This window comes from Micromonospora sp. HUAS YX12, assembly GCF_040215685.1.
GTDB lineage: Bacteria > Actinomycetota > Actinomycetes > Mycobacteriales > Micromonosporaceae > Micromonospora > Micromonospora tulbaghiae.
The window spans coordinates 5,477,157-5,499,798 of record NZ_CP157974.1; the positions used below are offsets into that span (position 1 = coordinate 5,477,157).

20 protein-coding genes are annotated in these 22,642 nt (G+C 72.6%); 8 read left to right on the forward strand and 12 right to left on the reverse strand.

Annotated elements, in window-relative coordinates; all coding sequences use genetic code 11:
• Positions 1 to 321 precede the first annotated feature (321 nt).
• From istB to istA, 3 genes are read right to left on the reverse strand one after another with little or no spacing between them, the layout of a single operon-like run.
• A complete protein-coding gene (gene istB / locus ABIH81_RS26135; RefSeq protein WP_349876394.1) occupies positions 322 to 1,110 on the reverse strand; it encodes an IS21-like element helper ATPase IstB in 789 nt (262 codons plus the stop codon).
• Positions 1,107 to 1,406, reverse strand: coding sequence for a hypothetical protein (locus tag ABIH81_RS26140; protein ID WP_349876395.1), 300 nt, complete (start codon positions 1,404 to 1,406; stop codon positions 1,107 to 1,109). Before ABIH81_RS26140 ends, istB begins: the two co-directional genes overlap by 4 nt.
• Positions 1,403 to 2,884: an IS21 family transposase gene (istA, locus tag ABIH81_RS26145; protein ID WP_349876396.1), complete on the reverse strand. Its 1,482-nt coding sequence runs from the start codon at positions 2,882 to 2,884 to the stop codon at positions 1,403 to 1,405. Before istA ends, ABIH81_RS26140 begins: the two co-directional genes overlap by 4 nt.
• Positions 2,885 to 3,432: 548 nt before the next feature.
• On the opposite strand from istA, the gene ABIH81_RS26150 reads away from it, so the two are divergent.
• A complete protein-coding gene (locus ABIH81_RS26150; protein ID WP_349877519.1) occupies positions 3,433 to 3,630 on the forward strand; it encodes a hypothetical protein in 198 nt (65 codons plus the stop codon).
• Between the two features lie 44 nt (positions 3,631 to 3,674).
• On the opposite strand, the gene ABIH81_RS26155 is transcribed toward ABIH81_RS26150, so the two are convergent.
• The 6 genes from ABIH81_RS26155 to ABIH81_RS26180 all read right to left on the reverse strand — a co-directional run bounded on the left by ABIH81_RS26155 (position 3,675) and on the right by ABIH81_RS26180 (position 12,799).
• Positions 3,675 to 5,495 carry an acyl-CoA dehydrogenase gene (locus ABIH81_RS26155; protein ID WP_349877520.1) on the reverse strand — a complete coding sequence of 607 codons (1,821 nt, stop codon included), beginning with the start codon at positions 5,493 to 5,495 and terminating at the stop codon, positions 3,675 to 3,677.
• A gap of 16 nt (positions 5,496 to 5,511) precedes the next feature.
• Positions 5,512 to 6,972: an ATP-binding protein gene (locus ABIH81_RS26160; RefSeq protein ID WP_349877521.1), complete on the reverse strand. Its 1,461-nt coding sequence runs from the start codon at positions 6,970 to 6,972 to the stop codon at positions 5,512 to 5,514.
• Positions 6,973 to 7,131: 159 nt separating this feature from the next.
• Positions 7,132 to 8,304 (reverse strand): alanine--tRNA ligase-related protein, encoded by a 1,173-nt coding sequence (locus ABIH81_RS26165; protein ID WP_349877522.1) that lies wholly within the window; start codon positions 8,302 to 8,304, stop codon positions 7,132 to 7,134.
• Positions 8,305 to 8,827: 523 nt separating this feature from the next.
• Positions 8,828 to 10,384 carry a glycosyltransferase family 4 protein gene (locus ABIH81_RS26170; RefSeq protein WP_349877523.1) on the reverse strand — a complete coding sequence of 519 codons (1,557 nt, stop codon included), beginning with the start codon at positions 10,382 to 10,384 and terminating at the stop codon, positions 8,828 to 8,830.
• Positions 10,385 to 10,553: 169 nt separating this feature from the next.
• Complete coding sequence (locus ABIH81_RS26175; RefSeq protein ID WP_349877524.1) at positions 10,554 to 11,693, reverse strand: acyl-CoA desaturase; 1,140 nt, start codon at positions 11,691 to 11,693, stop codon at positions 10,554 to 10,556.
• A 14-nt stretch (positions 11,694 to 11,707) separates the two neighbouring features.
• Positions 11,708 to 12,799 (reverse strand): ferredoxin reductase, encoded by a 1,092-nt coding sequence (locus tag ABIH81_RS26180; RefSeq protein WP_349877525.1) that lies wholly within the window; start codon positions 12,797 to 12,799, stop codon positions 11,708 to 11,710.
• A gap of 83 nt (positions 12,800 to 12,882) precedes the next feature.
• Here ABIH81_RS26180 and ABIH81_RS26185 point away from each other — a divergent pair, with 83 nt between their 5' ends.
• The 4 genes from ABIH81_RS26185 to ABIH81_RS26200 all read left to right on the forward strand — a co-directional run bounded on the left by ABIH81_RS26185 (position 12,883) and on the right by ABIH81_RS26200 (position 15,898).
• Positions 12,883 to 14,106, forward strand: a complete 1,224-nt coding sequence (locus ABIH81_RS26185) for a helix-turn-helix domain-containing protein (protein ID WP_349877526.1) — start codon at positions 12,883 to 12,885, stop codon at positions 14,104 to 14,106.
• 106 nt (positions 14,107 to 14,212) lie between these two features.
• Positions 14,213 to 15,223 (forward strand): nitroreductase, encoded by a 1,011-nt coding sequence (locus tag ABIH81_RS26190; protein ID WP_349877527.1) that lies wholly within the window; start codon positions 14,213 to 14,215, stop codon positions 15,221 to 15,223.
• A gap of 74 nt (positions 15,224 to 15,297) precedes the next feature.
• Positions 15,298 to 15,624 (forward strand): hypothetical protein, encoded by a 327-nt coding sequence (locus ABIH81_RS26195; RefSeq protein WP_349877528.1) that lies wholly within the window; start codon positions 15,298 to 15,300, stop codon positions 15,622 to 15,624.
• A gap of 103 nt (positions 15,625 to 15,727) precedes the next feature.
• Positions 15,728 to 15,898, forward strand: a complete 171-nt coding sequence (locus ABIH81_RS26200) for a hypothetical protein (protein ID WP_349877529.1) — start codon at positions 15,728 to 15,730, stop codon at positions 15,896 to 15,898.
• A 46-nt stretch (positions 15,899 to 15,944) separates the two neighbouring features.
• Here the strand turns inward: ABIH81_RS26200 and ABIH81_RS26205 are convergent, their stop codons facing one another.
• Positions 15,945 to 16,205 (reverse strand): hypothetical protein, encoded by a 261-nt coding sequence (locus ABIH81_RS26205; RefSeq protein ID WP_349877530.1) that lies wholly within the window; start codon positions 16,203 to 16,205, stop codon positions 15,945 to 15,947.
• Between the two features lie 19 nt (positions 16,206 to 16,224).
• A complete protein-coding gene (locus ABIH81_RS26210) occupies positions 16,225 to 18,009 on the reverse strand; it encodes an N-acetylglutaminylglutamine amidotransferase (protein WP_349877531.1) in 1,785 nt (594 codons plus the stop codon).
• Between the two features lie 233 nt (positions 18,010 to 18,242).
• On the opposite strand from ABIH81_RS26210, the gene glnA reads away from it, so the two are divergent.
• Both glnA and ABIH81_RS26220 read left to right on the forward strand, forming a co-directional pair.
• A complete protein-coding gene (gene glnA, locus ABIH81_RS26215; RefSeq protein WP_349877532.1) occupies positions 18,243 to 19,667 on the forward strand; it encodes a type I glutamate--ammonia ligase in 1,425 nt (474 codons plus the stop codon).
• Between the two features lie 142 nt (positions 19,668 to 19,809).
• Entirely contained in the window at positions 19,810 to 20,949 is a 1,140-nt protein-coding gene (locus tag ABIH81_RS26220; protein ID WP_349877533.1) for a glutamate--cysteine ligase, read from the forward strand.
• Between the two features lie 34 nt (positions 20,950 to 20,983).
• Here ABIH81_RS26220 and ABIH81_RS26225 read toward each other — a convergent pair whose 3' ends face one another.
• A complete protein-coding gene (locus tag ABIH81_RS26225) occupies positions 20,984 to 21,811 on the reverse strand; it encodes a PIG-L family deacetylase (RefSeq protein ID WP_349877534.1) in 828 nt (275 codons plus the stop codon).
• Positions 21,812 to 21,884: 73 nt separating this feature from the next.
• On the opposite strand from ABIH81_RS26225, the gene ABIH81_RS26230 reads away from it, so the two are divergent.
• A complete protein-coding gene (locus ABIH81_RS26230; RefSeq protein ID WP_349877535.1) occupies positions 21,885 to 22,598 on the forward strand; it encodes a hypothetical protein in 714 nt (237 codons plus the stop codon).
• The last annotated feature ends 44 nt before the right edge of the window (positions 22,599 to 22,642 follow it).

A 22,642-nucleotide genomic window follows, 5' to 3' on the forward strand; every position in this document is an offset into this window, starting at 1 on the left:
CTTGCCGGCCGCATGACCCGGTACCGATGGCGCCCGAGGTGAACGGTACTGACCATCACCGGCCATTCGTGTCCGCCCAACCGTCGACCCACTCCAGCAACACCCTTCGACCCTAGTCGTATCGCCGTCCGGTGAGCATTGTCGCGGGCCCGGCACGACACGGCGACAGAGTTACCTGACGGCGGGGAACCCGAGTCGAGATCGAGCGCGTTCTGATGCCGCTGTCAAGGGTCAGGACGAAGTCCTGTCCGATGGCCTTTGAAGTTCCTCGTGGGCGGACAGCAGAATTCCGTGCTGGTGGTCAGGTGATCTCCGGGTGGGTTAGGTCAAGGTTTTCACCCCCTTGCCGGCGAGGGCTTGCTGCAGGCGGTGGGAGTCGCCCTGGGTGGTGATCAGGTGGGCGTGGTGCAGTAGTCGGTCGACCGTCGCGGTGGCCAGGGTCTTGGGCATGAAGGTGTCGAAGCCGGACGGGTGGATGTTGCTGGTCACGGCGATGGATCGGCGTTCGTAGGCGGCGTCGATGATGCGGTAGAAGGCTTCGGCGGCGTCTTGCCCGGCGGGCAGCATGCCGATGTCGTCGATGACGATCAGGTCGCTGCGGCAGATCCGGGTGATGGTGCGGGCGGTCGAGCCGTCGGCTTTGGCCCGGCTGATCGTGCTGGTGAGGGTTTCGAGGGTGAACCAGGCCACGCGTAGGTCGGCTTCGATCGCGGCGTGGGCGAGGGCTTCGACGAAGTGGGATTTGCCGGTGCCCGACGGCCCGACGACGGCGAGGTTCTCGGCCCTGCCGATCCATTCCAGGGCGGCCAGGGCCTGCTGGGTGGCCGCCGAGATTGATGACTCGTCGGGTCGCCAGGTGGCCAGGGTCTTGCCGGTGGGGAAGTTCGCGGTCTTGCGGCGTAGTCGGCGGGTCGCGGCGTCGCGGCCGATGACTTCTTCGTTGATCAGCACCCGCAGGACTTCGGCGGGGTCCCAGCGTTGGGCCTTGGCGGTGGCGATGACATCGGGTGCGGCCGCGCGCAGGTAGGGCAGCCGCATCCGGCGTAGGAGTTTGTCCAGGTCGTCGGGCAGGGGCGGTGCCGGCCGGGATGTCGGGGTGGGGCGGGTCATCGGGTGGTGGCCTTTCTGAGCGGGCGGTGCAGGGTCAGGGCGTTGTGTTCGACGAGGCTGGCCAGGCCGGCCGCGGCGAGGTGGCCGTGGCCGCTGCCGTCGAGGAAGCCGGCCAGGTCGGCCTGCGTGTCGTGGTCGGCGTGACGCAGCCAGTCCTCGATCAGGTCGAGCAGGCGGGCCAGGTCGGCAGCCTCGTCGGGGTCAAGGACGACGCCCTTGAGGTCCGGTTTCATTTTTGAAACCGTCTGGTCGGCCAGGCTGGTCGGTGCCGGGGTGGCCGGGGGTGTGCAGGTCATCGGCCGAACCTTTCCCAGGAGGCGGTGCCGGGCTGCACCGAGTAGGTTTCGTCGACGCGGACCAGGTCACCGGGCTCACCGCGGGTGGCCAGGTGGTCCAGGATCGCGCCGAGATCCGCGTCGTCGAACCGGCCGGCGGCTGCGGCCAGGCCGAGGGCCTGGTCGACGCGAGCCGCGTCGAGGATGGTGGCGAACTCGACCGCGCGGGCCATCTTCGCCCGGACCCGGCTGGTGCCGGTCGCGGCGGCCTCGACCAGCCACGCGTGGGCGCCGTCACCGATGGCCAGGAAATCGGCCTCGGCCTTGCTGCGGGCCCGCGGCCTCGGCGGGCGTGGGTGGTTCCCGCCCGGGTGGTGCGGGTAGTGCTCGTCGAGGATGCGCGGGTTGCCGGGGGTGGACAGCAGGTGCCGGGCGATCTCGACGGTGCCCGCCGGGGTCATCGCGACGATGGCCAGTTCCTCACCGACGGTCCGGCACCACACCCGGGTGCCGACGTGCCCGGATGGGGTCGAGTACCGCACCGACCCGACCCGGACCGTCTGATCGTCGTTGACCAGGCGTTCTTCCCCGAGCGCGGCGGTGTGCGGGTCCGCGGGCAGGACATGCAGGTGACCGCGTTCGACCGCGAGCCGGTCAACCGGGGCGGCGCCGGTCTCCCGGTGCGTGCGGGCGTTGATGTGTTCGCACCACTGCTCACACGCCGTCATCAGCTCGGCGAAGGTGGCGTACTGCCCGCGCAGGTTCGTCTCGGTGGGCACCAGATCGGCCTTGGCGACCCTGACGGTGGCCTCGACACCGCCCTTGGACTCCGGGTCGAACGGCTCACACGAGTGCACCGTCGCCCCGTAATGCCGGCCCGCCGCGACGACCGTCGGATGCCTGACCGCGACGCCGGCGACGTGCTCGACGGTGACCGTCTTGGCGTTGTCGCCCAGCAGATACGCCGGCACCCCACCCAGCCGGCGCAGCGTCGCGTCCAGGCAGGCGATCAAGGTGCCCATCGTCTGGTCGTAGACCGGGATCACCACCCGGAACCGTGACCAGGCCAGCCACGCACAGAACAGATACGTCTTACGTCCGTCGATGCGGGGCCCGTCACCCCAGTCGAACTGCAGCCACAGCCCCGGCTCGGGCACCCACGGCCGGTACGTGCGCCGCCGCCCGGCCCGCCACGCGATCTTCGCCTCACGCACCGCCCGCCGGGTCGTGCGTTCCGTGCCGGTGAACCCCATCGACACCAGGCGCTCGTGCACCTTGTCCGCGCGGATCTTCGCTTTCGATGCGTCGACGAGCTCTTCCACCTTCGGCAGGAACGCATCGATCAGCTTCGGCCGCGGCGCCGTCCGCACCCGCAGCGGATCCCCGCCACCCGCGTCGCGCAGCGCCACGTACCGGCGCACCGTCTTCGGATCACACCCCGCCAACTGCGCCGCCGAATGCGGACAGCGGGTCAGGTCGTACGACTCCAAGATTTCCATGATCTCCCTGGCAGACTTGGTCACGGTCTCTCCGGCGGCTCGATGTGCAAGGTCAGCAACCCGCATCGAAACCGCCGGAGAGATCCACTTTCACGTGGCCGAGACGGAGATCACCTGACCGCCCAACAGGATTTCTGCTGTCCGCGAGCAGGGACTCAACTGTCCGTCGACAAGGATTTTTCAGTGTCCGCTAGCAGCCGCCGACATGGCGCACGAACCGTCCGAACACTCTTACGCCAGACAGCATCGGGCGCATCCGGCTCGGCCGCCAAGAGCCGCCGGATGTAGACGGAGGCTGTTCCGAGGGTCAGCGCCGGTAGGGTCGGCTCAGCAGATCGTCCGGACGCGCCGGGAACTTTCGCACCCTCTACCACGGGCAGGCCGAAGCCGGCACCTCATCAGGTTACGGCCTGTTCCTGATTCGCCGATCGGGGTCGTGGGCCCAGCACTGGGCGTCGATCAATGCCGGAAGGCATCCTGTCCCGCCACCGCCGCCGGTAGACCTCGCACGTGAGACAGTTGTCATCCTCTCGGTAGGGGAACGTCCTGTGCTGGGCTACGACGTCACGATCGAGGACGTGACAGTGCGGGAGACGACTCTGGTGGTGACCGGCGTCGAGAGGCGTCCCGTGGGCGGCGTGACGCTGGACATGACGTGTTCACCGGTGCACATCGTGGCGGCACGATTCGGACCCCAGGCCTTCGAGGACATGCTGCTGAATCCGCGTATCGTGCCTGCGGAATGACCCGAGCCGGTGATGTGGGTGACCACCGAAGGACGGTCTCCCGCTCAGAACCAGCTCTCGCGCATGTCGAGCGTCGTCCGGTCCAGTCCTTCCAGCAGGTCGAACTGCGCCCCCACCTTCGGCAGCTCCCACCGGTAGAAGTACCGCGCCGCCTGCCGCTTCCCCGCCAGGAACTCCCCCTCGGCCCCCTCCGGCGACCCCAGCGACTCCACCACCAGCACCTGTTCCAGCCACATCCATGCGATCACCACGTGCCCGGCCGCCTCCAGGTACACCGAGGCGTTCGCCAGCGCAAGTTCCGGGTCGCCGGTGGCCCACAACCGCCGCGTCACCACGGCGATGCGGTCGACCGCCGCGCCGAGCTGACCGGCCAGCTCGGAGGCGAACCCCTCCGCCTTCCACGCCCGGGTGACGGTGCCGCGGATGGTCTCCAGCAGCAGTTCCAGCGCGGCGCCGTCGCGCATGGTGACCTTGCGGCCGAGCAGGTCCAGCGCCTGGATGCCGTGGGTGCCCTCGTGGATGGCGTTGAGCCGGTTGTCCCGCCAGTGCTGCTCGACGTCGTAGTCGCGGGTGTAGCCGTACCCGCCGTGCACCTGGATCGCCAGGTCGTTGGCGGCCAGGCACCACTGCGCCGGCCAGCTCTTGGTGATCGGGGTGAGCAGGTCCAGCAGCAGTTGTGCCCGTTCGCGGTCGGCCTCGGCGGGCGCGGTCTTCTGCTCGTCGAGCAGCCGTCCGCAGTAGAGCACCAGCGCGAGCGCGCCCTCCACGTAGCTCTTCTGCGCCAGCAACATCCGGCGTACGTCGGGGTGGGCGACGATCGGCACCTGCGGCGTGGTGGGGTCCTTGTCGGCGACGGGCCGGCCCTGCGGGCGCTGGCGGGCGTACGCGACGGACTTCAGGTACGCGGTGTAGCCGAGCGCCGTGGCGCCGGCCCCGATGCCGATGCGCGCCTCGTTCATCATGTGGAACATCACCGCGAGCCCCTGGTGCGGCTGTCCCACCAGGTAGCCGACCGCCCCGGCCCGCCCGTACGGCCGGTGCACGCCCTCACCGAAGTTCAGCAGCGTGTTGGTGGTGCCCCGGTAGCCGAGCTTGTGGTTGAGCCCGACCAGCACCACGTCGTTGCGCGGCCCGAGGGTGCCGTCGTCGCCGAGCAGCACCTTGGGCACGATGAACAGCGACAGCCCCTTCACGCCGGGCGGCGCGCCGGGGATGCGGGCCAGCACCAGGTGGACGATGTTCTCGGCCAGCTCGTGGTCGCCGCCGGAGATCCACATCTTGGTGCCGACGATCCGGTACGTGCCGTCGTCCTGCGGCTCCGCCCGCGTCGTCAGGTCGGCCAGGGAACTGCCCGCCTGCGGCTCGGACAGGCACATGGTGCCGAAGAACCGGCCCTCGACCATCGGGCGGACCCAGGTGTCGATCTGCTCGGCGCTGCCGTGGGCGAGCAGCAGGTTGGCGTTGCCGAGGGTGAGCATCGGGTACGCCGACGTGCCCACGTTGGCGGCCTGGAACCAGGCGAACGCGGCGGCGGCCACCGTGTGCGGCAGTTGCAGCCCGCCGACCGACTCGTCCATGGTGGCGGCGAGCAGCCCGGTTTCGGCGAACGCCTCCAGGGCGGCCTTCACCTGCGGGATGGTCCGGACGCGCTGCCCGTCGAACGTGGGTTCGCCGGTGTCGGCGGCCCGGTTGTGCGGGGCGAACCGTTCGGCGGCGACCCGGGCGGCGAGGTCCAGCACCTCGTCGACGGTCTCCCGGGTGTGCTCGGCGTAGCGGGGCCGCTCGGTCAGCCGGGTCACGTCCAGCCAGTCGTGCAGCAGGAATGCGAGGTCACGGCGGGACAGCAGCAGATCGGACGAGGACAACGTGGACTCCTTCCGGTCAGCCGCGGCGCAACCCGGCGACGGCCTCCCGCAGGTCATCCTGACCGATCGGAGCCGGTGGCGCACCCTCCGCCGCCTCCCGGAGCGCCTTGGCGAGTTGCACCCGGCGCAGCGCCTCGCGGAGGTCCGCGCCGGTCAGGCCCGCGGTGTCGGCCGCGAGCGCGGCCGGGTCGAGGTCGTCGGCGAACATCTGGAAGCCGGGCCGCTCGTGCCGGTCGATCAGCTCGCGGACCATCTTGGTGAGGATCTCGGCGCGTCCGGCCTCGTCCGGCGCCGGAATGGCGATCTTCAGGTCGAAGCGGCCGGAGCGGATGAGCGACGCGTCCACGCGCTGCGGGAAGTTGGTGGTGGCGACCACGATGACGTCGGGGTTCTCCTCGAACAGCGTGTTCATCTCCTGCTTGAAGATGCCCGCGACGGCGTTGACGGCCTGGCTGGCCGCGTCGCCGCCGGCACCGGCGTAGCTGATGATCGAGTCGAACTCGTCGAACAGCATCACGGTGGGCCGCCGGTAGCGGCGCGCCTCCCGGAAGATGCGCTTGATGTTGCGTTCCGAGCCGCCGAGGTACTTGTCCAGGATCTCCGGGGTCCGGATCTCCACGAAGTCCGCGCCGACCTCGTTGGCCAGCGCCCGGGCCAGCATGGTCTTGCCGGTGCCCGGCGGGCCGTACATCAGGATGCCCTGCGGCCGGCGCGCGCCCCAGCGGGCCATAGCCTGCGGGTGCCGGAACGACACCGCCACCTCGCGGAACCGCGCGACCACGTCGGGCAGGCCGCCGACCTGGTCGAGGGTCACCGCCGCGCTGCGCGGCCCGGCCGCCGCGACCGGTCGCCGCCCCACGAGGTACGTCCGTCCGCGCAGCACGGCCGGCTCCTCGCTGTCGCCGGACAACTCGCGTACGGCCTGGAGCAGCAGGCCCAGCATCGCCCGCAGGTGCGCCGGTCCCACCTCGGCGCTTGGTACGTCGGCGCGGATGCGTACCGTGCCGGTGTCCTGGTCGACGCGGGGCCGCAGCCTGGCTTCCCGGGCCGTGCGCAGTACCTCCCGACCGGCCGCGTCGCCCGGCGGCGCGACGAGCGTGGCGACCGGCCGCGGCCAGATGCGCCGCCCGGCCTCCGCGGCGATCCGGCCCACCGCGGCGGCCGGGCCGTCGCCGCCGCGCGCGGCCAGCCGCTCGGCGAGCAGCAGGCCGACCGGCCCGGCCAGCCCGAGGGCGATCAGGCCCGCCGGTGTGTTCTCGACCCGCAGGTACGCCTCGAAGCGGTGCACCGGCTGCCCGTCTGCGACGTCGGTGCGCACGGTGCAGCGCACTTCCCGCACCGGGGCCGGGAAGTCGCCGTCGACCAGCAACTCCACCGGCCCCTCGGTGGCGGCGGCGAGCAGCCCGGCCGCGTCGGTGATGCGCACCTCGGCGCCGAGCAGCGGCACCGTCTCCTCGTCCGGCCGAACCTCGGTCATCGGCAGCCCTCTCCGCGCGGCGGCGTCCGCTTCCCTCGCGTGGCGTCCGCCTCCGAGTCTGGCACCGGCCCGGCGGGGCGGCCACCGCTCAGCCTCCGCCGCTGATTTGGCCGCCGCCCGCCCGGCCACCGTATTGGCCGCTGCTCGCCCGGCCGCCGCTCAGCTCGCCTCGGCGAGCAGGCCGTCGACCAGGTCGCGGGGCAGCCCGTGCGTGTCGTGCAGCCAGTGGTAGTCGCGCTCGGTCAGCGGCCCGCGCGCCCGTACCCGGTCCACGAGCGGCCGGCCGCGTCCCAGCAACCCCCGGAAGCGGCGTTCCTCGTCCACGAGCGTCACCCGCAACCGACCGAGGTCGACCTCCTGGCGGAAGCGGCGCAGCGTGTCCCCGTACAGCTCGGACGGCAGGTCGTCCAGGGTGCGCGCCGGGTCGTCGCGCCACAGCACGGTGAGCGCGCGGCGCAGCAGCCGCCGCAGCACGTACCCGCGGCCGGTGTTGCCGGGGCGTACCCCGTCACCGAGCACGACCACCGCGGACCGCAGGTGGTCGGAGACCACGCGCAGGTCCGTGCCGTGCAGGCCCCAGCGGTCGCCGACGGCGTCCACCCACTGGCGCAGCCCGTCGCCGGTGAACACGGACCGGTCGCCGCGCAGCACCATCTCCAGCCGTTCCAGTCCCATGCCGGTGTCGATGCTGGACAGCGGCAGCGGCGTGAGCCGCCCGTCGGGGTGCCGGTGGTAGCGCATCTGCACGTGGTTCCACACCTCCACCCACCGCTCGTCGGTGCTGGGTGTGCCGGTGGGCGGGCCGTCGCCGGTCCACACGAAGATCTCCGAGTCCGGTCCGCAGGGGCCGGTCGGGCCGTTCGACCACCAGTTGTCCTCGCCCAGCGCCTCCACCGGCACGCCGAGCCCGGTCCAGGTGTCCCGCGCGGTGTCGTCCGGCCCCTCACCGCTGCCGCCGCCGAAGACCGTGGCGTGCAGCTTCCCCACCGGGATGCCGAACCCGTCGGTGAGCAGCTCGAAGCCCCAGCGCAGGCTGGTCGCGATGTCGTAGTCGCCGAGCGACCAGGAGCCGAGCATCTGGAACACGGTCAGGTGGGTACTGTCGCCCACCTCGTCCAGGTCCGTCGTGCGCAGGCACCGCTGCACGTTCGCCAGTCGCCGTCCGCCCGGGTGCGGGCGCCCCAGCAGGTACGGCGTGAGCGGGTGCATGCCGGACGTAGTGAACAGCACCGGGTCACCGGGTGGCGGGATCAGTGAACTCTCCGGCGCAGGCTGATGGCCGTGCCGGTGGTAGTGGTCGAGGAACGTCCTGATGATCTCGTCGGGCGTCATGGCGGGTGCCTTCCGGGTACGGGTGACCGGACGGCCCGCCGAGCGCGTTCTCACGGCGTCGACACGACGACGCCGGCGGACCGTTTCCGGTCGCCGGCGTGGGTGTGGGGCAGGTCAGGCGGCGGCAACCGGCGAGCGGGAAGCTCGCGCGGCTGCGGCGGTGAGGGTGCGCCTGCTCTGCATACCTCGACGGTAGCCCGGTCCACACCGTCCCGCCCACCCCTTTTCCCGCGCACCCGCGCCCCCGCGTGCCCCGTGCGCCCGCGTGCCCCGTGCGCCCGCGTGCCCCCGTGCCCCCGTGCGCCCGTGCCGGCGCAAGATCAACACCACTTCCCCGAGATGGCGGGGTCACCGGCCCTCGGATGCCGCCACCTCGCCGAGCTGGAGTTGACCATGGCCCCCGAAGGCGCGAGTGGAACGGCATGGGTGTCAAAACGGGCCGGAGACACCCGTGGTGTTCCACTCGGGCGGGTGGCGGGTGGCGGGTGGTGGGTGGTGGGTGGTGGGTGGTGGGTGGCGGGCGTCAGGGGGTGGGAGTGAGCAGACGGCGGTAGAGGGCGTCGAGGTGTTCGGCCTGCGCCTCCCACGTCCACCCGGGAAGCGGCGAGTCCTCGCCCTCGTAGGCGGCACGGTAGCGGGCCGGGTCCGCCAGGACCGTGCGGACCGCGCGGGCCAGGTCGGCGGCGTCGCGGGCGCGGAACACCTCGCCCTGCCCGGTGGCCCGGACCGTCTCGGCCATGGTCCGGACATCGCTGACCACGATCGGCAGCCGCGCGTGCGCGTACTCGAAGAACTTGGTGATCAGCGCGATCTCGTGATTGGGCCAGTGGTGCAGCGGGATCAGTCCGATGTCGGCCGTGGCGAGGAACGCGACGAGCTGGCGGTGCGGCACGTACGGCAGCACGTGCACCCGGTCGGCCACCTGATGCCGGGTCGCGCGGGCGACGACCTGGCGGACGTAGGCGGCGTCCGGGTCGGCGACGACGAGCGCCAGGTGTACGCCGGGCAGCAGCGGCAACGCCTCGACCACCGTGTCCACGCCGCGCTGCACGGCCATCGCCCCGCTGTAGACGAGCAGCGGCGTGTCCGGGGGCAGACCGCACCGCTTCCGCACGTCAGGGTCGGACTCGGGCCCACCGCCCTGATCGAGAGCGACGGCGCCCGGGACGGCCGAGCCGCGAGCGACGGCACCGAGCGCGGCCGGCTCGGGGGCGGCCGGCTCGAAGGCGGCCGGCTCGGGGGCGGCGGTGACCGGGGCGTTGAGGATCACGGTCGGGCGGTCGGGCAGGTCGTGGTCGCGTACCAGCAGGTCGGCGAGCGTGCCGGAGACGGTGACGACCGCGTCGGCGTGGCCGGCGTACTCGCGGACGTAGCCGAGGTGCGCGGGCAGCCAGCGGGCGTTGTCGCGGCGGGGCCGCGCGCCGGGCAGCCACTCGTGCGCGTCCCAGACCAGCTTGGTGTCACGTCCGGCGGCGCGGGCGCGGTCCACGGCGCGGGCGGCCACGCCGAGCATCCGGAAGTCGTGCGCGTGGATCAGGTCGGGACGCAGCTCGTCGACGACCGGACCGGCGACCCGTTCGTAGTCCCAGAGACCCGGCTCCAGCCGCCGCCAGGCCCCGTCGCGCAGCCGAGCCCGCCAGTAGCGGACCTGTGCGTGCTCCACGGGCCGGCGTGCCAGCCGGGCCGCGCGCAGCGGCAGCCCGCCCCGGGCCACCAACCGCTCCCGCAACCCGGACACGCCACGCAGGCGGGAGCCGTCGCGCGAACCAACGCCACGGCCCGAAGCGGAGACGTCGCCGCCCTCGGGGCCGGGGACACCGCCGCCCGGGCGGGAGACGACGGCCGGTGCGGTGGTGGGCGAGAGGGCGCGAGCGGCGGAGAGCGGCAGGACGCGTACCTCGGCGTCGCCGAGCCGCCAGCGGCGTTCGGCGTCGACGTGGGCGCAGCCGATCAGCGTGACGTCCCAGCCGGCGTCGGCGGCCGAGCGGGCCGCCTTCTGCACCCGCGAGTCACCCTCGACCGCGTTGTCGACAAGCATGACCACCCGCCGGCCGAGCCGCGTCGTGTCGTCGCGCCGCATCGGCGTTCCACCCCTTCACCCGTACGCCCGGACGGGCGCGAGTGTACGGGGGCACGGGACCGTCACGACGGCCGTGGAACACGGCCTGAGCTGGGCTGATGCCGACTGTGCAGCCGATGGTCGGGTGCCGGCCGGTGGAAGTTCACCGGCCATGCACCGAACGGGCGGGTCAGGCCGTGCCGGAGGAGACGAGCGGGGCCGGGGCGACCGGCTGCCGGCGGTCGCTGCGGTTGGGCAGCGACAGGCGGATGACCTTCCACCAGGCGGACGCGACCTGCTTGGGCAGCGGGCCGGTGGTGTAGTGCAGGCCGTACCTGTCGAACAGCGCCCGGACCTGCGGAGCGATCTCCTGGTAGCGGTTGCTGGGCAGGTCGGGGAAGAGGTGGTGCTCGATCTGGTACGACAGGTTTCCGGTCATGATGTGCAGCAGCCGGCTGCCGCTGATGTTGGCCGAGCCGAGCATCTGGCGCAGGTACCACTCGCCGCGGGTCTCGCCGTCGATGGAGGTCTTCTCGAACGTCTCCACGCCGTTGGGGAAGTGCCCGCACATGATCACCGAGTGGCTCCACACGTTACGCAGCAGGTTCGCGGTGAACGTGGCGGCGAGCGTGGACAGGAACGACGGGCCGGACAGCAGCGGGTGCACGACGTAGTCCTTGAGCACCTGGCGGCGGATCTTGCGCCCGACGGCCCTGGCCTTGGCCCGGAACTTCGGGTCCTTGAGATTACGCTGCTTGAGGTGGTCGCCCAGCTCCATGTCGTACGCGGCGATGCCGTACTCGAAGAACGCGGCGTTGAGCAGGTTCCACAGCGGCTGCCCGAGGTGCATCGGGTGCCACGGCTGGTCCTCGTCGACGCGCATGATGCCGTAGCCGAGGTCGTTGTCCTTGCCGACCACGTTGGTGTACCGGTGGTGCAGCTCGTTGTGCGACTGCTTCCACTGGTCTGCCGGGGAGACGTGGTCCCACTCCCAGGTGGTGGAGTGGATCTTCGGGTCGCGCATCCAGTCCCACTGGCCGTGCAGGACGTTGTGCCCGATCTCCATGTTGTCCAGGATCTTGGCGACCGTGAGGCCGGCCGTGCCGACGATCCAGGCCGGCGGGAACAACGAGAACAGCAGCACCGCACGGCTGCTCATCTCCAGTGTCCGCTGGGTCTTGATCACCTTGCGGATGTAGCGGGCGTCCCGCTCCCCCCGGTCGGCGAGAACCCGGTCCCGGATCGCGTCCAGTTCCTTGCCGATGATCTCGATGTCCTCGGCGCTCAGGTGGGCGATCGGGTTGACGGCCTTCTTCTGGATGACGGTCACGTGGGTGGCTCCTGTCAGATGTCGATGTCGCAGGTACCGGCAGCCGCCGACACGCAGGTCTGGACCAGCACGCCGTCCCCCGGTACAGCCGTGGTGACGTCGCCGTTGCGCAGGTCGCGTACGGCGCCCTGACGCAGCGGTACGACGCAGCCGAAGCAGATGCCCATCCGGCACCCGGAAGGCATCAGCACTCCGGCGTTCTCCCCCGCGTCGAGCAGGGTGGTGGCGCCGTCGGACTCGACGGTCACCCCGGCCCCGGTGAAGGTCACCGTGCCTCCGTCGCCCGGCGTGATCACCGTCGGGCGGAACCGCTCGGTGTGCAACCGGTCGAGGAGACCGTTCGAGGTCCAGTACCCCTCGACGGCGTCGAGCATGCCGATCGGACCGCAGGCCCATGTCTGGCGGTCGAGGTGATCGGGCACCAGGCCGGACAGTTCGGCGACGTCGAGCAGGCCGTCGGTGTCAGTGTGCCGCTCGACCAGCCGCAGCGTGCCGCGTTCGGCGAGCGCGCGCAGCTCCGTACCGAAGATGACGTCGTCGCGGGTGGGCGCCGAGTGCACGAGCACCACGTCGGCGCGGTCGGCCAGCCCGGAGCGCAGCATCCCCATGACCGGGGTGATGCCGCTGCCCGCGGTGAGGAACAGGACGCGCTCGGGCGTCGCGGCGGGCAGCACGAACTCGCCCTGGGCCTGGTCGAGGTGCACGATCGTGCCGGGCCGGATCCGGCGTACGAGATGGTTGCTGACCTTGCCGTCGGGGATCGCCTTGACCGTGACGGAGATCCGGCCGTCGGCGGCGTCCGGCGGCGAGGTGAGCGAGTACGCGCGCCACTGGCGCACCCCGTCGACGTCCACGCCGAGGCGGATGTACTGCCCTGGCGTGTGGCCCTGCCAGGCGCGGCCGGGCTGGATCACCAGCGTGGCGGCGTCCCGGGTCTGCGGCCGGACGGCGACGATCCGGCCGCGCAGCGGGGCGCCGGCGCGCAGCGGTGCGATCAGGTCGAGGTAGTCGTCGGGCAGCACCGGCGTGGTGACCGCTCCGGCCAGCCGCAGCAGCCTGTCCCGGAAGGTGACCTTCTGAGGGCGGCGGGAGGCAGTTGTGGTCATATGACCAGCGTGACCGCCCGATCGCATAACATCTTGACCGGCAAAGGTGAAACGGTCGCGGGTTTTTGTTCGGAGGGAACAACATGACGTCGGAGGCCGGCACCGGGCAGCGCGCCGCGCACCTCAACCTCGACGCCGGGGTGGCGGAGACGCTGCGTGCCCGGCTGCCGATGGTCGCCGAGCGGACCGTCTCCGCGATCACCGCCGAGGTGCCTGACTACTCCGGCGCGCTCACCGGCACCATGCGGGCGAAGATCGAAAACGCGGTACGCATCGCGCTCGGCACGTTCCTCCAGCTCATCGAGGGTACCCAGGCGTTCGACCCGAGCACTCCCCTGGCCCCCGCGCTGGAGGCCGCGTACGCGCTGGGCAGCGGCGAGGCCCGCTCGGGGCGCAGCATGGACGCGCTGCTGGCCGCGTACCGGGTGGGCGCCCGGGTGGCCTGGCGCGAGGTGTCCACCACGACGGTACGCAGCGGGCTCGCCGCCGAGACGGTGGCCGAGTTCGCCGAGCTGATGTTCGCCTACATCGACGAGCTGTCCGCGGCGAGCGTGGCCGGGCACGCCGACGAGCTGGCGAGCGCCGGCCGGATGCGCCGCCGCAGCCTGGAACGGCTCACGCAGCAGCTGCTCGCGGGCGAGCCGGAGGAGTCGCTGCGGCGCAGCGCGGAGCGCGCCGACTGGCCGCCGCCGCAGACGCTGACAGTGGTGCTGCTGCCCCGCCGGCACCTGCGCGCGGTGCTGGCGCTGCTCAGCCCTTACACGCTGGAGAGCGGCGAGGACCTGCCCGGCATGAACCCGGTCGAGGAACTGGCCGTACTGCTGGTGCCGGACATGCACGCCGGCCGGCGCCGCCAGCTCACCCGGCTGCTGCACGGGCATCGGGCGGTGCTCGGCCCGGCCCGGCCCTGGCACCGGGTCGCCGCGTCGTACCAGCGGGCCACCCGCGCGCTCGCGCTGGGCCTCGGTGAGCCGGACGCCGGGCCGGTCGACACCGAACGCCACCTGGCGACGCTGCTGCTCAGCATGGACCCGGAAGCCCTGGCCGACCTGCGCGCGCAGGCGCTCGCACCGCTGGCCCCGCTGCCCCCGGCCACCGCGCACCGGCTGGCCGAGACGCTGCGGTCGTGGCTGCTGCACCAGGGACGCCGCGACGACGTGGCGGCCGACCTGTTCGTGCACCCGCAGACCGTCCGCTACCGGATGGGCAAGCTGCGGGAGCTGTTCGGCGACCGGCTGCACGATCCCGCCACGGTCCTCGACCTCACCATCGCTCTGGCCGTACCCCCGGAGCCGGAGGACGCCTGACGTCGCGCCGGGGCGCACGGCCCGGTGCGGCCGGGACCTCCGGCCCTGCCCGCCCGCGACGGCGGCGGGCAGGGTCGGAAGGGGACGAGCAACCAGGAGGGCCGCCATGAACAGCTCATCGACCCGCACCGACCAGGATCCGAGGGTACGGGTGCTGGAAGCGGCCGCCCGGCAGTCCCTGCACGCCCCGTCGGTGTTCAACACCCAGCCGTGGCGCTGGCGGGTCACCGGCGAGGTTCTGGAGCTGCGCGCCGACCCGGACCGGCAGCTCGCCCGCACCGACCCGGACGGCCGGCTGCTGATGCTGAGCTGCGGCGCCGCCCTGCACCACGCGCGTGTGTCGCTGGCGGCGGCCGGGTGGGCGGTCACCGTGGAGCGGCTGCCCGATCCGTCGCTGCTGGCCCGGGTGCGTACCACCGGCCCGGCCGACCTGGACGTGCCGGCGGGCCGCCTGGTCGACGCCATCCCGCGCCGCCGCACCGACCGCCGGGCGTACGGCGACCGGCCGGTGCCGGAGGCGGTGCTGGCCCGCCTCGGGAACGCCGTCGAGGCCGAGGGCGCGCACCTGCACGTGGTCCGGCCGGACCAGATGCCGATGCTCGCCGTCTCCACCGGTCGCGCCGCCGACGCGGAGCTGGCCGACCCCGCGTACCGGGAGGAGCTGCACCACTGGACCCACCGGCCGGCGGGCAGCGGCGACGGGGTGCCTGCCGCCACCGCCGTGCGGCCGTCCCCGCGACGGGTGCCACTGCGCGACTACGCCCCTGGCGGGGCGGCCGGGCTCAGCGCGGGCACGGACTTCGACCGGGGCGCGGCGTACCTGATCCTGTTCGGCGACTCCGACGAGCCGGCGGCCTGGCTGCGCGGCGGTGAGGCGCTGTCGGCGCTGCTGCTCACCGCCACCGCCGAGGGCTTGGCCAGCGCGCCGCTCAGCGACGCCGTGGAGCTGGCCTGGCCGCGCCGGATGATGCGCGACCTGCTGGCCGGCATCGGCGACCCGTACCTGGTGGTGCGCGTGGGCTGGGGCCCGGACGCGGAGCTGCCGCCGGCGCCGCGCCGCGCGCCGACCGACGTCATCGAGGTGGTGGCCCCGCCGCGGCGAAGGGCTGCACCGTGACGCTGCCCGCCGGCCCGGGCACGCCCACCCGCCGGTGCTGCTCAGCGAGGGCAAGGTCGCGGTGATGCCGCTGGGTGACCGGGTACGCCGCGATCGGCGCGGCCGACGTCCCGGTGGCGGTCACCGGCATGGCCGGGCAGCCGGAGTTCCGCGAGGTGATGCTGGAGGGGCGGCGCGACGCTCTCGACGTCGAGCGGCTGGCCGCCGAGGTGCACGAGCGGGTCGACGCGCTGGCCCGCGCTCACCCGGATCTGGGTGCGCTGGTTATCGAGTGCACCGACCTGGTGCCGTTCGCCCACCGGATCCAGGCGCGGCTGGGTGTGCCGGTGTTCGACAGCGTCACGCTGACCACGATGGCGTACGCGAGCCTGACCCGGCGGCCGTACCGTCCGGCCGTGTGACCCCGGGCCGTCGCGCGGAAAGCCGCTCCCGGCGCCCGTCCGGCGCTTAGCGTGGGACGAGGGGCGGCCTGCCCGGGGCGCCGGTGAGCGGAGGGAGAACGCGGTGACGGAGCCGGAGGAGGAGCAGGAGAAGACCCGCAAGACCGATCCGGTGCTGTTCTCGCCCGACGGCGACCCGCACCACACGCTGGCCGAGGCGCCCCAGCCGGACGAGCACCTGCCGCCTACTGTCACCCGGGACGGCCACACGGAGGTGCTCGACGACGAGCAGTGAGCCCGTCGTCGAGCCCGGGCTCGTGGCCCGGGCGGGACGTGTCGCGTCAGACCGGCGGGATGCCGGAGCGGCCGATGTCCGACATGTCGTCGCCGGTTTCGGTCCGGGTACCGGCCACCGGCCCGGCGGCCGGATCGGTCCGGTCCTCGACGCAGGCGTCGCCCAGCCCGTGCATCAGCTCGCCGACGACGGCGAGCGCCGAGCCCTTGTCCGGGCAGGGCGCCCCGGTGGCGAGCAACTGACCGTCGCCGCCGACGACTGTGAATCCGACAGTGCCGTCGGCCTTGCTCTCGATGACGAACTTCACCGTGCTCCTCCCGCCCCGCTCAGCTCACACCGTGCGTCTGCAACCACAGCTCCAGCAGGCCCAGTTGCCACAGCTTGTTGCTGCCGGCGGCGGCCTGGGCCCGGTCCGGCTCGGCCAGCAGCTCGTCGACGTACGCCCGGCGGAACAGCCCGCGCCGGCGCGCCTCGGGCGCACCCAGCGCCTCGACCACCAACTCTCGCACGGGACCGTCGACGTTGCGCAGCGCCGGCACCGGGAAGTAGCCCTTGGGCCGGTCGACGACCTCGGCCGGCAGCACCTCGCGGGCCACCTCCTTGAGCACGCCCTTGCCGCCCTGGGCCAGCTTGTGCTCGGGCGGGCACGCCGCGGCGAGCGTGACCAGGTCCTGGTCGAGGAAGGGCGTGCGCACCTCCAGCCCCCACGCCATGCTCATGCTGTCCACCCGCTTGACCGGGTCGTCGGGCAGCATCAGGTGCGTGTCCAGGCGCAGCACCGCGTCCACGGCGGTCTGCGCGCCGGGCGCGGCCAGGTCCGCGGCGACCAGCTCGCCGCTGGCGTCGCCGTCGCAGGCGTACGCCGGCTCGACCACCTCGGTCAGCTCGGCGTGGTCGCGGTCGAAGAACGCGGCGGTGAACTCGGCCGCCGCGTCCTCGCGGGGCGAGCGGGCCAGCCGGTGGTGGTAGCCGTAGCCGGCGAACACCTCGTCGGCGCCCTGGCCGGACTGCGCCACCTTCACGTGCCGGGCGACCTGCTCGGAGAGCAGGTGGAACGCCACCACGTCGTGGCTGCCCATCGGTTCGGGCATGGCCGCGACGGTGGCGCGTACGGCCGGGCCGAGATCGCCGTCGGCGAGCCGGATGCGGTGGTGGTCGGTGCCGAACGTGCGAGCCACCAGGTCGGAGTAGTGGAACTCGTCGCCGGTCTCGTCGCCGCGGTTGTCGAAGCCGATGCTGAAGGTCTGGAGGTGGTGCTGTCCGGCGCCGTCCAGCAGCGCCACGATCATGCTGGAGTCGAGCCCGCCGGAGAGCAGCACCCCGACCGGCACGTCCGCGACCAGCCGGCGGCGTACGGCGGTGCGCAGCGCGTCCCCGACGGCGGCCCGCCAGTCTGCGGCGTCCATGCCGTCGTGGGCCGGGTCGCGCCGGTACTCGGGCCGCCAGTAGACGCGCTCGCGGCTGCGCCCGCCGGCCTCGACCACCCGGACGGTGGCCGGGGGCAGCTTGCGGATCCCGCGCAGGATCGTGCGCGGCGCCGGCACGATCGAGTGCCAGGACAGGTAGTGGTGCAGCGCGACCGGGTCGATGCCGGTGTCCACGTCGCCGCCGGCCAGCAGCGCCGGCAGCGTGGAGGCGAACCGGAGCCGGCCGGGCGACTCGGCGAGGTAGAGCGGCTTGATGCCGAGCCGGTCGCGGGCCAGCACGAGGCGGCGGCGCCGCCGGTCCACCAGCGCCACCGCGAACATGCCGACCAGGTGGTCGACGAACCGCTCCCCCCACTGCGCGTACGCCACCAGGATCACCTCGGTGTCGCTGGTGCTGTGGAAGGTGTGCCCGGCGGCGCGCAGCTCGTCGCGCAGCTCCGGGTAGTTGTAGACGCAGCCGTTGAATACGAGTGCCAGGCCGAGGTCGTCGCGGACCATCGGCTGGGCGCCGGCCTCGGACAGGTCGATCACGGTGAGCCGGCGGTGCCCGAGGGTGATCCAGCCGTCGCTCCACGCGCCCTCGCCGTCCGGGCCGCGTGAGCGCATGGCCGCGGTCATCCTGGTCACCGCGGCGGTGTCGGGGGTGGCCCCGTCGAACCTGGCCTCACCGCTGATCCCGCACATGTCAGCGTCCACCGGTCAGTCGCGGAGCACCCACCATGCCAACCTCCCGCCGCGTCGTCTCCCGGGCGGTCCGCCGGGTACGGCGACTACCCGGGATGTGGCGAAGGAAACCCGGATGGGCGCTTGCCGAGCCGGGCACGGCGTGCCGTCGTACGGTGGCGGTACGGGCCATGTCCCCGGGCGGTCCGGCCACGGGACGTGGCCAGGATCAACGACGCCTGCCAGGAGGACGTGTGTTCGCCAATTCCGAGGAACTCCTGCGATACCTCGCCAACGAGGACGTGAAGTTCGTCGACGTACGTTTCTGTGACCTGCCCGGCGTGATGCAGCACTTCAACCTGCCGGTCGAGTCGTTCGACGACAGCGTCTTCACCGACGGCCTCGCCTTCGACGGATCCTCGATCCGCGGCTTCCAGGCCATCCACGAGTCCGACATGCTCCTGCTGCCGGACGTCGCCACCGCCTTCATCGACCCGTTCCGGGCCCAGAAGACGCTCGCGCTGAACTTCTTCATCCACGACCCGTTCACCCGCGAGGCGTACTCCCGCGACCCGCGCAACGTCGCGAAGAAGGCCGAGGCCTACCTCGCCGCCAGCGGCATCGCCGACACCGCCTACTTCGGCGCCGAGGCGGAGTTCTACATCTTCGACTCCATCCGCCACGAGACCTCCGCGCACCAGTCGTTCTACTACATCGACTCGATCGAGGGCGCCTGGAACAGCGGCCGGATCGAGGAGGGCGGCAACCGCGGCTACAAGACCGCCTACAAGGGCGGCTACTTCCCGGTGCCCCCGGTCGACCACTACGCCGACCTGCGCGACCGGATCGTGCGGCGCCTCGTCGACGGCGGCTTCACCGTCGAGCGCTCGCACCACGAGGTCGGCACCGCCGGCCAGTCGGAGATCAACTACAAGTTCTCCACCCTGCTGCACGCCGCCGACCAGCTCCAGCTGTTCAAGTACATCGTCAAGAACGAGACCTGGGCCGCCGGCAAGACCGCGACGTTCATGCCCAAGCCGCTGTTCGGTGACAACGGCTCCGGCATGCACACCCACCAGAGCCTCTGGCGCGGCGGCGAACCCCTGTTCTACGACGAGACCGGCTACGCCGGCCTGTCCGACACCGCCCGCTGGTACATCGGCGGCCTCCTGCACCACGCCCCCTCACTGCTGGCCTTCACCAACCCCACGGTGAACTCCTACCGCCGCCTGGTGCCCGGCTTCGAAGCCCCGGTCAACCTGGTCTACTCCCAGCGCAACCGCTCCGCCTGCACCCGCATCCCGGTCACCGGCAGCAACCCCAAGGCCAAGCGCGTCGAGTTCCGGGTGCCGGACCCGTCGAGCAACCCGTACCTGGCGTTCTCGGCCATGATGATGGCCGGTCTCGACGGCATCAAGAACAAGATCGAGCCGCCGGCGCCGATCGACAAGGACCTGTACGACCTCCCGCCGGAGGAGTGGGGCGACGTCAAGCAGGTGCCCGGTTCGCTGCCCGAGGCGCTGGCGGCGCTGGAGGCCGACCACGACTACCTGCTCGACGGCGGCGTGTTCACGCCGGACCTGATCTCCACCTGGGTCGACTGGAAGAACGCCAACGAGGTCGACCCGGTGCGTCTGCGGCCCACGCCGCACGAGTTCGCGCTCTACTTCGACTGCTGAGCCGTACCGCCACCGCCCCCGCCACCCCGCGGGGGCGGTGGTCGGCGGAAACGGCCTCCGGGCGGCCCCCGCCCTCGTACCGTCGAGACATGGCTCCGCCTCACGACGACACGCCGACCGTTCCGTGCCGGTGGAGCCGTCGGTGAGGCCGCGGCCCACCACCACCGCCACCACCCCGCAGATCCCCACCGTCCTGACCCTCGGGGTGGAAGAGGAGTTCCTGCTGCTGAACCCGGAAACCGGCGAGAGCATGCCGGTCGCCGACCGGGTGCGCGGAGCGCTCTCCGGCACCGCCCGCGAGCAGAGCCGGCAGGAGTTCCGGCACAGCATGGTGGAGATGGTGACGCCGGTCAGCCCGGATCTCGGAGAGCTGCGGGAGCGCCTGGTCACGCTGCGCCGGGCGGCCGCCCGGGCGGCCGACGCGGCCGGGGCGCGGCTGGTCGCGGTCGGCGCCACGCCGGTGCGCGAGGCCCACCGCACGGTGCCCGACGAGCAGCGCTACCACGACATGTCCCGCCGGTTCGGCCCGGTGGCCCACGACCCGGCGGTCTGCGGCTGCCACGTGCACGTCGGCGTACCGGACCGGGAGCTGGCCGTGCAGGTCTGCACCCACCTGCGCCCGTGGCTGCCGGTGGTGCAGGCGCTCACCGCCAACTCGCCGCTGCACGACGGGCGGGACACCGGGCACGCGAGCTGGCGATCGATGCAGCTGGAACGGTGGCCGAGCATCGGACCGACGCCGCACTTCGACTCCGCCGCCGACTACGACGCCACAGTGGCGGACCTGATCAACGCCGGGATCATGCTCGACGCCGCGATGGTCTACTGGTACGCCCGCCCGTCCGTGTCGTACCCCACGGTGGAGGTCCGCGTCGGCGACGTCTGCCCCACCGTCGACGACACGGTGCTGGTCGGCGGGCTGGTCCGGGCGCTCGTGGCCACCCTGATCGACGACGTCCGCGCGGGCGTGCCCGCACCACGCATCCGGGACTGCCTGGTCGCCGCCGCGCACTGGCGGGCCGCCCACGACGGCGTCGACGGCCGGCTCGTCGACCTGCGCACTGGGCGGCCCCGGCCCGCCTGGGATCTCATCGACGACCTGTTCGTCACCGTCACACCCGCACTGACCCGCCACGGTGACCTGGATCTGGTCCGGCGCGAGCTGGACCGGGTACGCCGGGACGGCACCGGCGCCACCCGGCAACGACGGATCATGGCCGAGACCGGCGGGGACGTCCGCGCCGTGCTGGCGCACCTGGCCGCGCAGACCGTCTCGATGTGAGTCGATGACCTCCCCCGACCGGGCCCGCGACCGGTCAGCGCAACCCGGCGAACAGGTCGTCCTCGGGTGTCGCCGCGCCGGTGGTGTCCCGCACCCGCACGAACGTCTCCAGGCCCATCAGCTCGGTGAACCGCTCCTGCCCCAGGCGCAGGAAGAAGATGTTCTCCGCCTGGCTGGCGTGCGCGGCGAGCGAGGCGAACTTCTGCCCGCCGTAGCCGCGGGTGTCGACCCAGGTGGTGATCTCGTCGTCCGGCAGGCCCAGCGCCGGCATCTCGTCGGTCGCCTCCGGCTCGGGGAACTCCACCCCGATCTCCCGCATGACGGTGCCGAACTGCTGGAACGCGCTGCGCGGCACGGTGGTCCAGTAGACCTTGGCCGGGATGCCGGTCTGCTCGACCGCGGCCATGGTGATCCGGTGGGCCTGGATGTGGTCCGGGTGGCCGTAGAAGCCGTTCTCGTCGTAGGTGACCACCACGTCGGGGCGGTAGCGCCGGATCAGTTCGGCCAGCCGGCCGGCCGCCTCGTCCACCGGCGTGTTCCAGAACGCGCCGGGCGCGTCGTTCGTCGCCCAGCCGATCATCCCGGAGTCGCCGTAGCCGAGCGTCTCCAGGTGGGTGACCTTCAGCGCCTCGCAGCTGGCGGCCAGCTCGGCCTGGCGCATCTCCACCACGGCCCGCGGGTCGTGCCCGGGGTCGCCCGGCTTGATCCCGCCGGGACCGTCACCGCACCCCCCGTCGGTGCACGTCACGAGCACAGTGGTGACGCCCTCGGCCGCGTAGCGCGCCAGGACGCCGCCGGTGCTCGTCGCCTCGTCGTCGGGGTGCGCGTGCACCGCCATCAGGGTCAGGGATCGATCGGTCACCCCGTCACCATACGAGCATCGGCCGACGAACTAGCATTGCCCGGTCCGCAGACGGCGACGGAAGCGAGGCGCGATGGGTTGGCTCCAGCGGTTGCTCGGTGGCGGACGGGTCGAACTGGACCCCGCACGTCAGCAGGAGCTGCTGCGGGACGTCCGGCAGTCCTACGGGGCGCACGCCCGCCTCCGGTTCCCGGAGCAGGCCGACGCGATCACCCGGCTGCTGTCCGATGACGACGGTCTCGTGGTGGCCGCCGGGATCGTCTGCGAGGCCGCCGACCAGGCGCACGCCGACCTGCTGGCCCAGGCGCAGGAGGTGTTCCGGCGCACCGGGCGGCGGCTGCTGGTGCACCGCCGCAACTACCGGCCCCTGTGGAAGGAGGCCGGTCCGGCGCTGCGCTGGCCGCTCGGCGCGCTGCCCAGTGGACTGCACCCGTACGCGCAGGTCACCGCCGCCGTGACGGTGGTCGGCGGGCGGGCCGACCGGCTGGAGCGGGTGACCGACCCGCAGCCGTTCGTGACGCGCCTGTTCGAGGTGCTCGACCTGACCACGGCCGGCTGGGAGTTCGGCCGGGTGCGTGTGGACACCGACAGCGCGACGCTGGTGGAGCGGCTGATGGGCACCGGCGCGCGGGTGCTCGCGACGATGGACGACCCGCCCCGGCTGCCGCCGGCGGTACGGGAGATGATGCGCCGCAACCACCGCATCGCCGTGTACGACCCGGCCGGTCCCCGTGTGGTCGGCGAGCTGAACCTGGGCGCGCGGCTGCGCGAGACGCTGCTGGCCTGACCGGCGGCACGCCCCGCCCCGGCCGGGTGGCCGCGGCGGGGCGC

What these genes read in the sequence shown, in the direction of transcription:
- istB (WP_349876394.1), bottom strand. Translation starts at nt 1,110, where the DNA reads ATGACCCGCCCCACCCCGACATCCCGGCCGGCACCGCCCCTGCCCGAC.
- ABIH81_RS26140 (WP_349876395.1), bottom strand. Translation starts at nt 1,406, where the DNA reads ATGACCTGCACACCCCCGGCCACCCCGGCACCGACCAGCCTGGCCGAC.
- istA (WP_349876396.1), bottom strand. Translation starts at nt 2,884, where the DNA reads ATGGAAATCTTGGAGTCGTACGACCTGACCCGCTGTCCGCATTCGGCG.
- ABIH81_RS26160 (WP_349877521.1), bottom strand. Translation starts at nt 6,972, where the DNA reads ATGACCGAGGTTCGGCCGGACGAGGAGACGGTGCCGCTGCTCGGCGCC.
- ABIH81_RS26165 (WP_349877522.1), bottom strand. Translation starts at nt 8,304, where the DNA reads ATGACGCCCGACGAGATCATCAGGACGTTCCTCGACCACTACCACCGG.
- ABIH81_RS26170 (WP_349877523.1), bottom strand. Translation starts at nt 10,384, where the DNA reads ATGCGGCGCGACGACACGACGCGGCTCGGCCGGCGGGTGGTCATGCTT.
- ABIH81_RS26180 (WP_349877525.1), bottom strand. Translation starts at nt 12,799, where the DNA reads ATGACCACAACTGCCTCCCGCCGCCCTCAGAAGGTCACCTTCCGGGAC.
- ABIH81_RS26185 (WP_349877526.1), top strand. Translation starts at nt 12,883, where the DNA reads ATGACGTCGGAGGCCGGCACCGGGCAGCGCGCCGCGCACCTCAACCTC.
- ABIH81_RS26190 (WP_349877527.1), top strand. Translation starts at nt 14,213, where the DNA reads ATGAACAGCTCATCGACCCGCACCGACCAGGATCCGAGGGTACGGGTG.
- ABIH81_RS26210 (WP_349877531.1), bottom strand. Translation starts at nt 18,009, where the DNA reads ATGTGCGGGATCAGCGGTGAGGCCAGGTTCGACGGGGCCACCCCCGAC.
- ABIH81_RS26230 (WP_349877535.1), top strand. Translation starts at nt 21,885, where the DNA reads ATGGGTTGGCTCCAGCGGTTGCTCGGTGGCGGACGGGTCGAACTGGAC.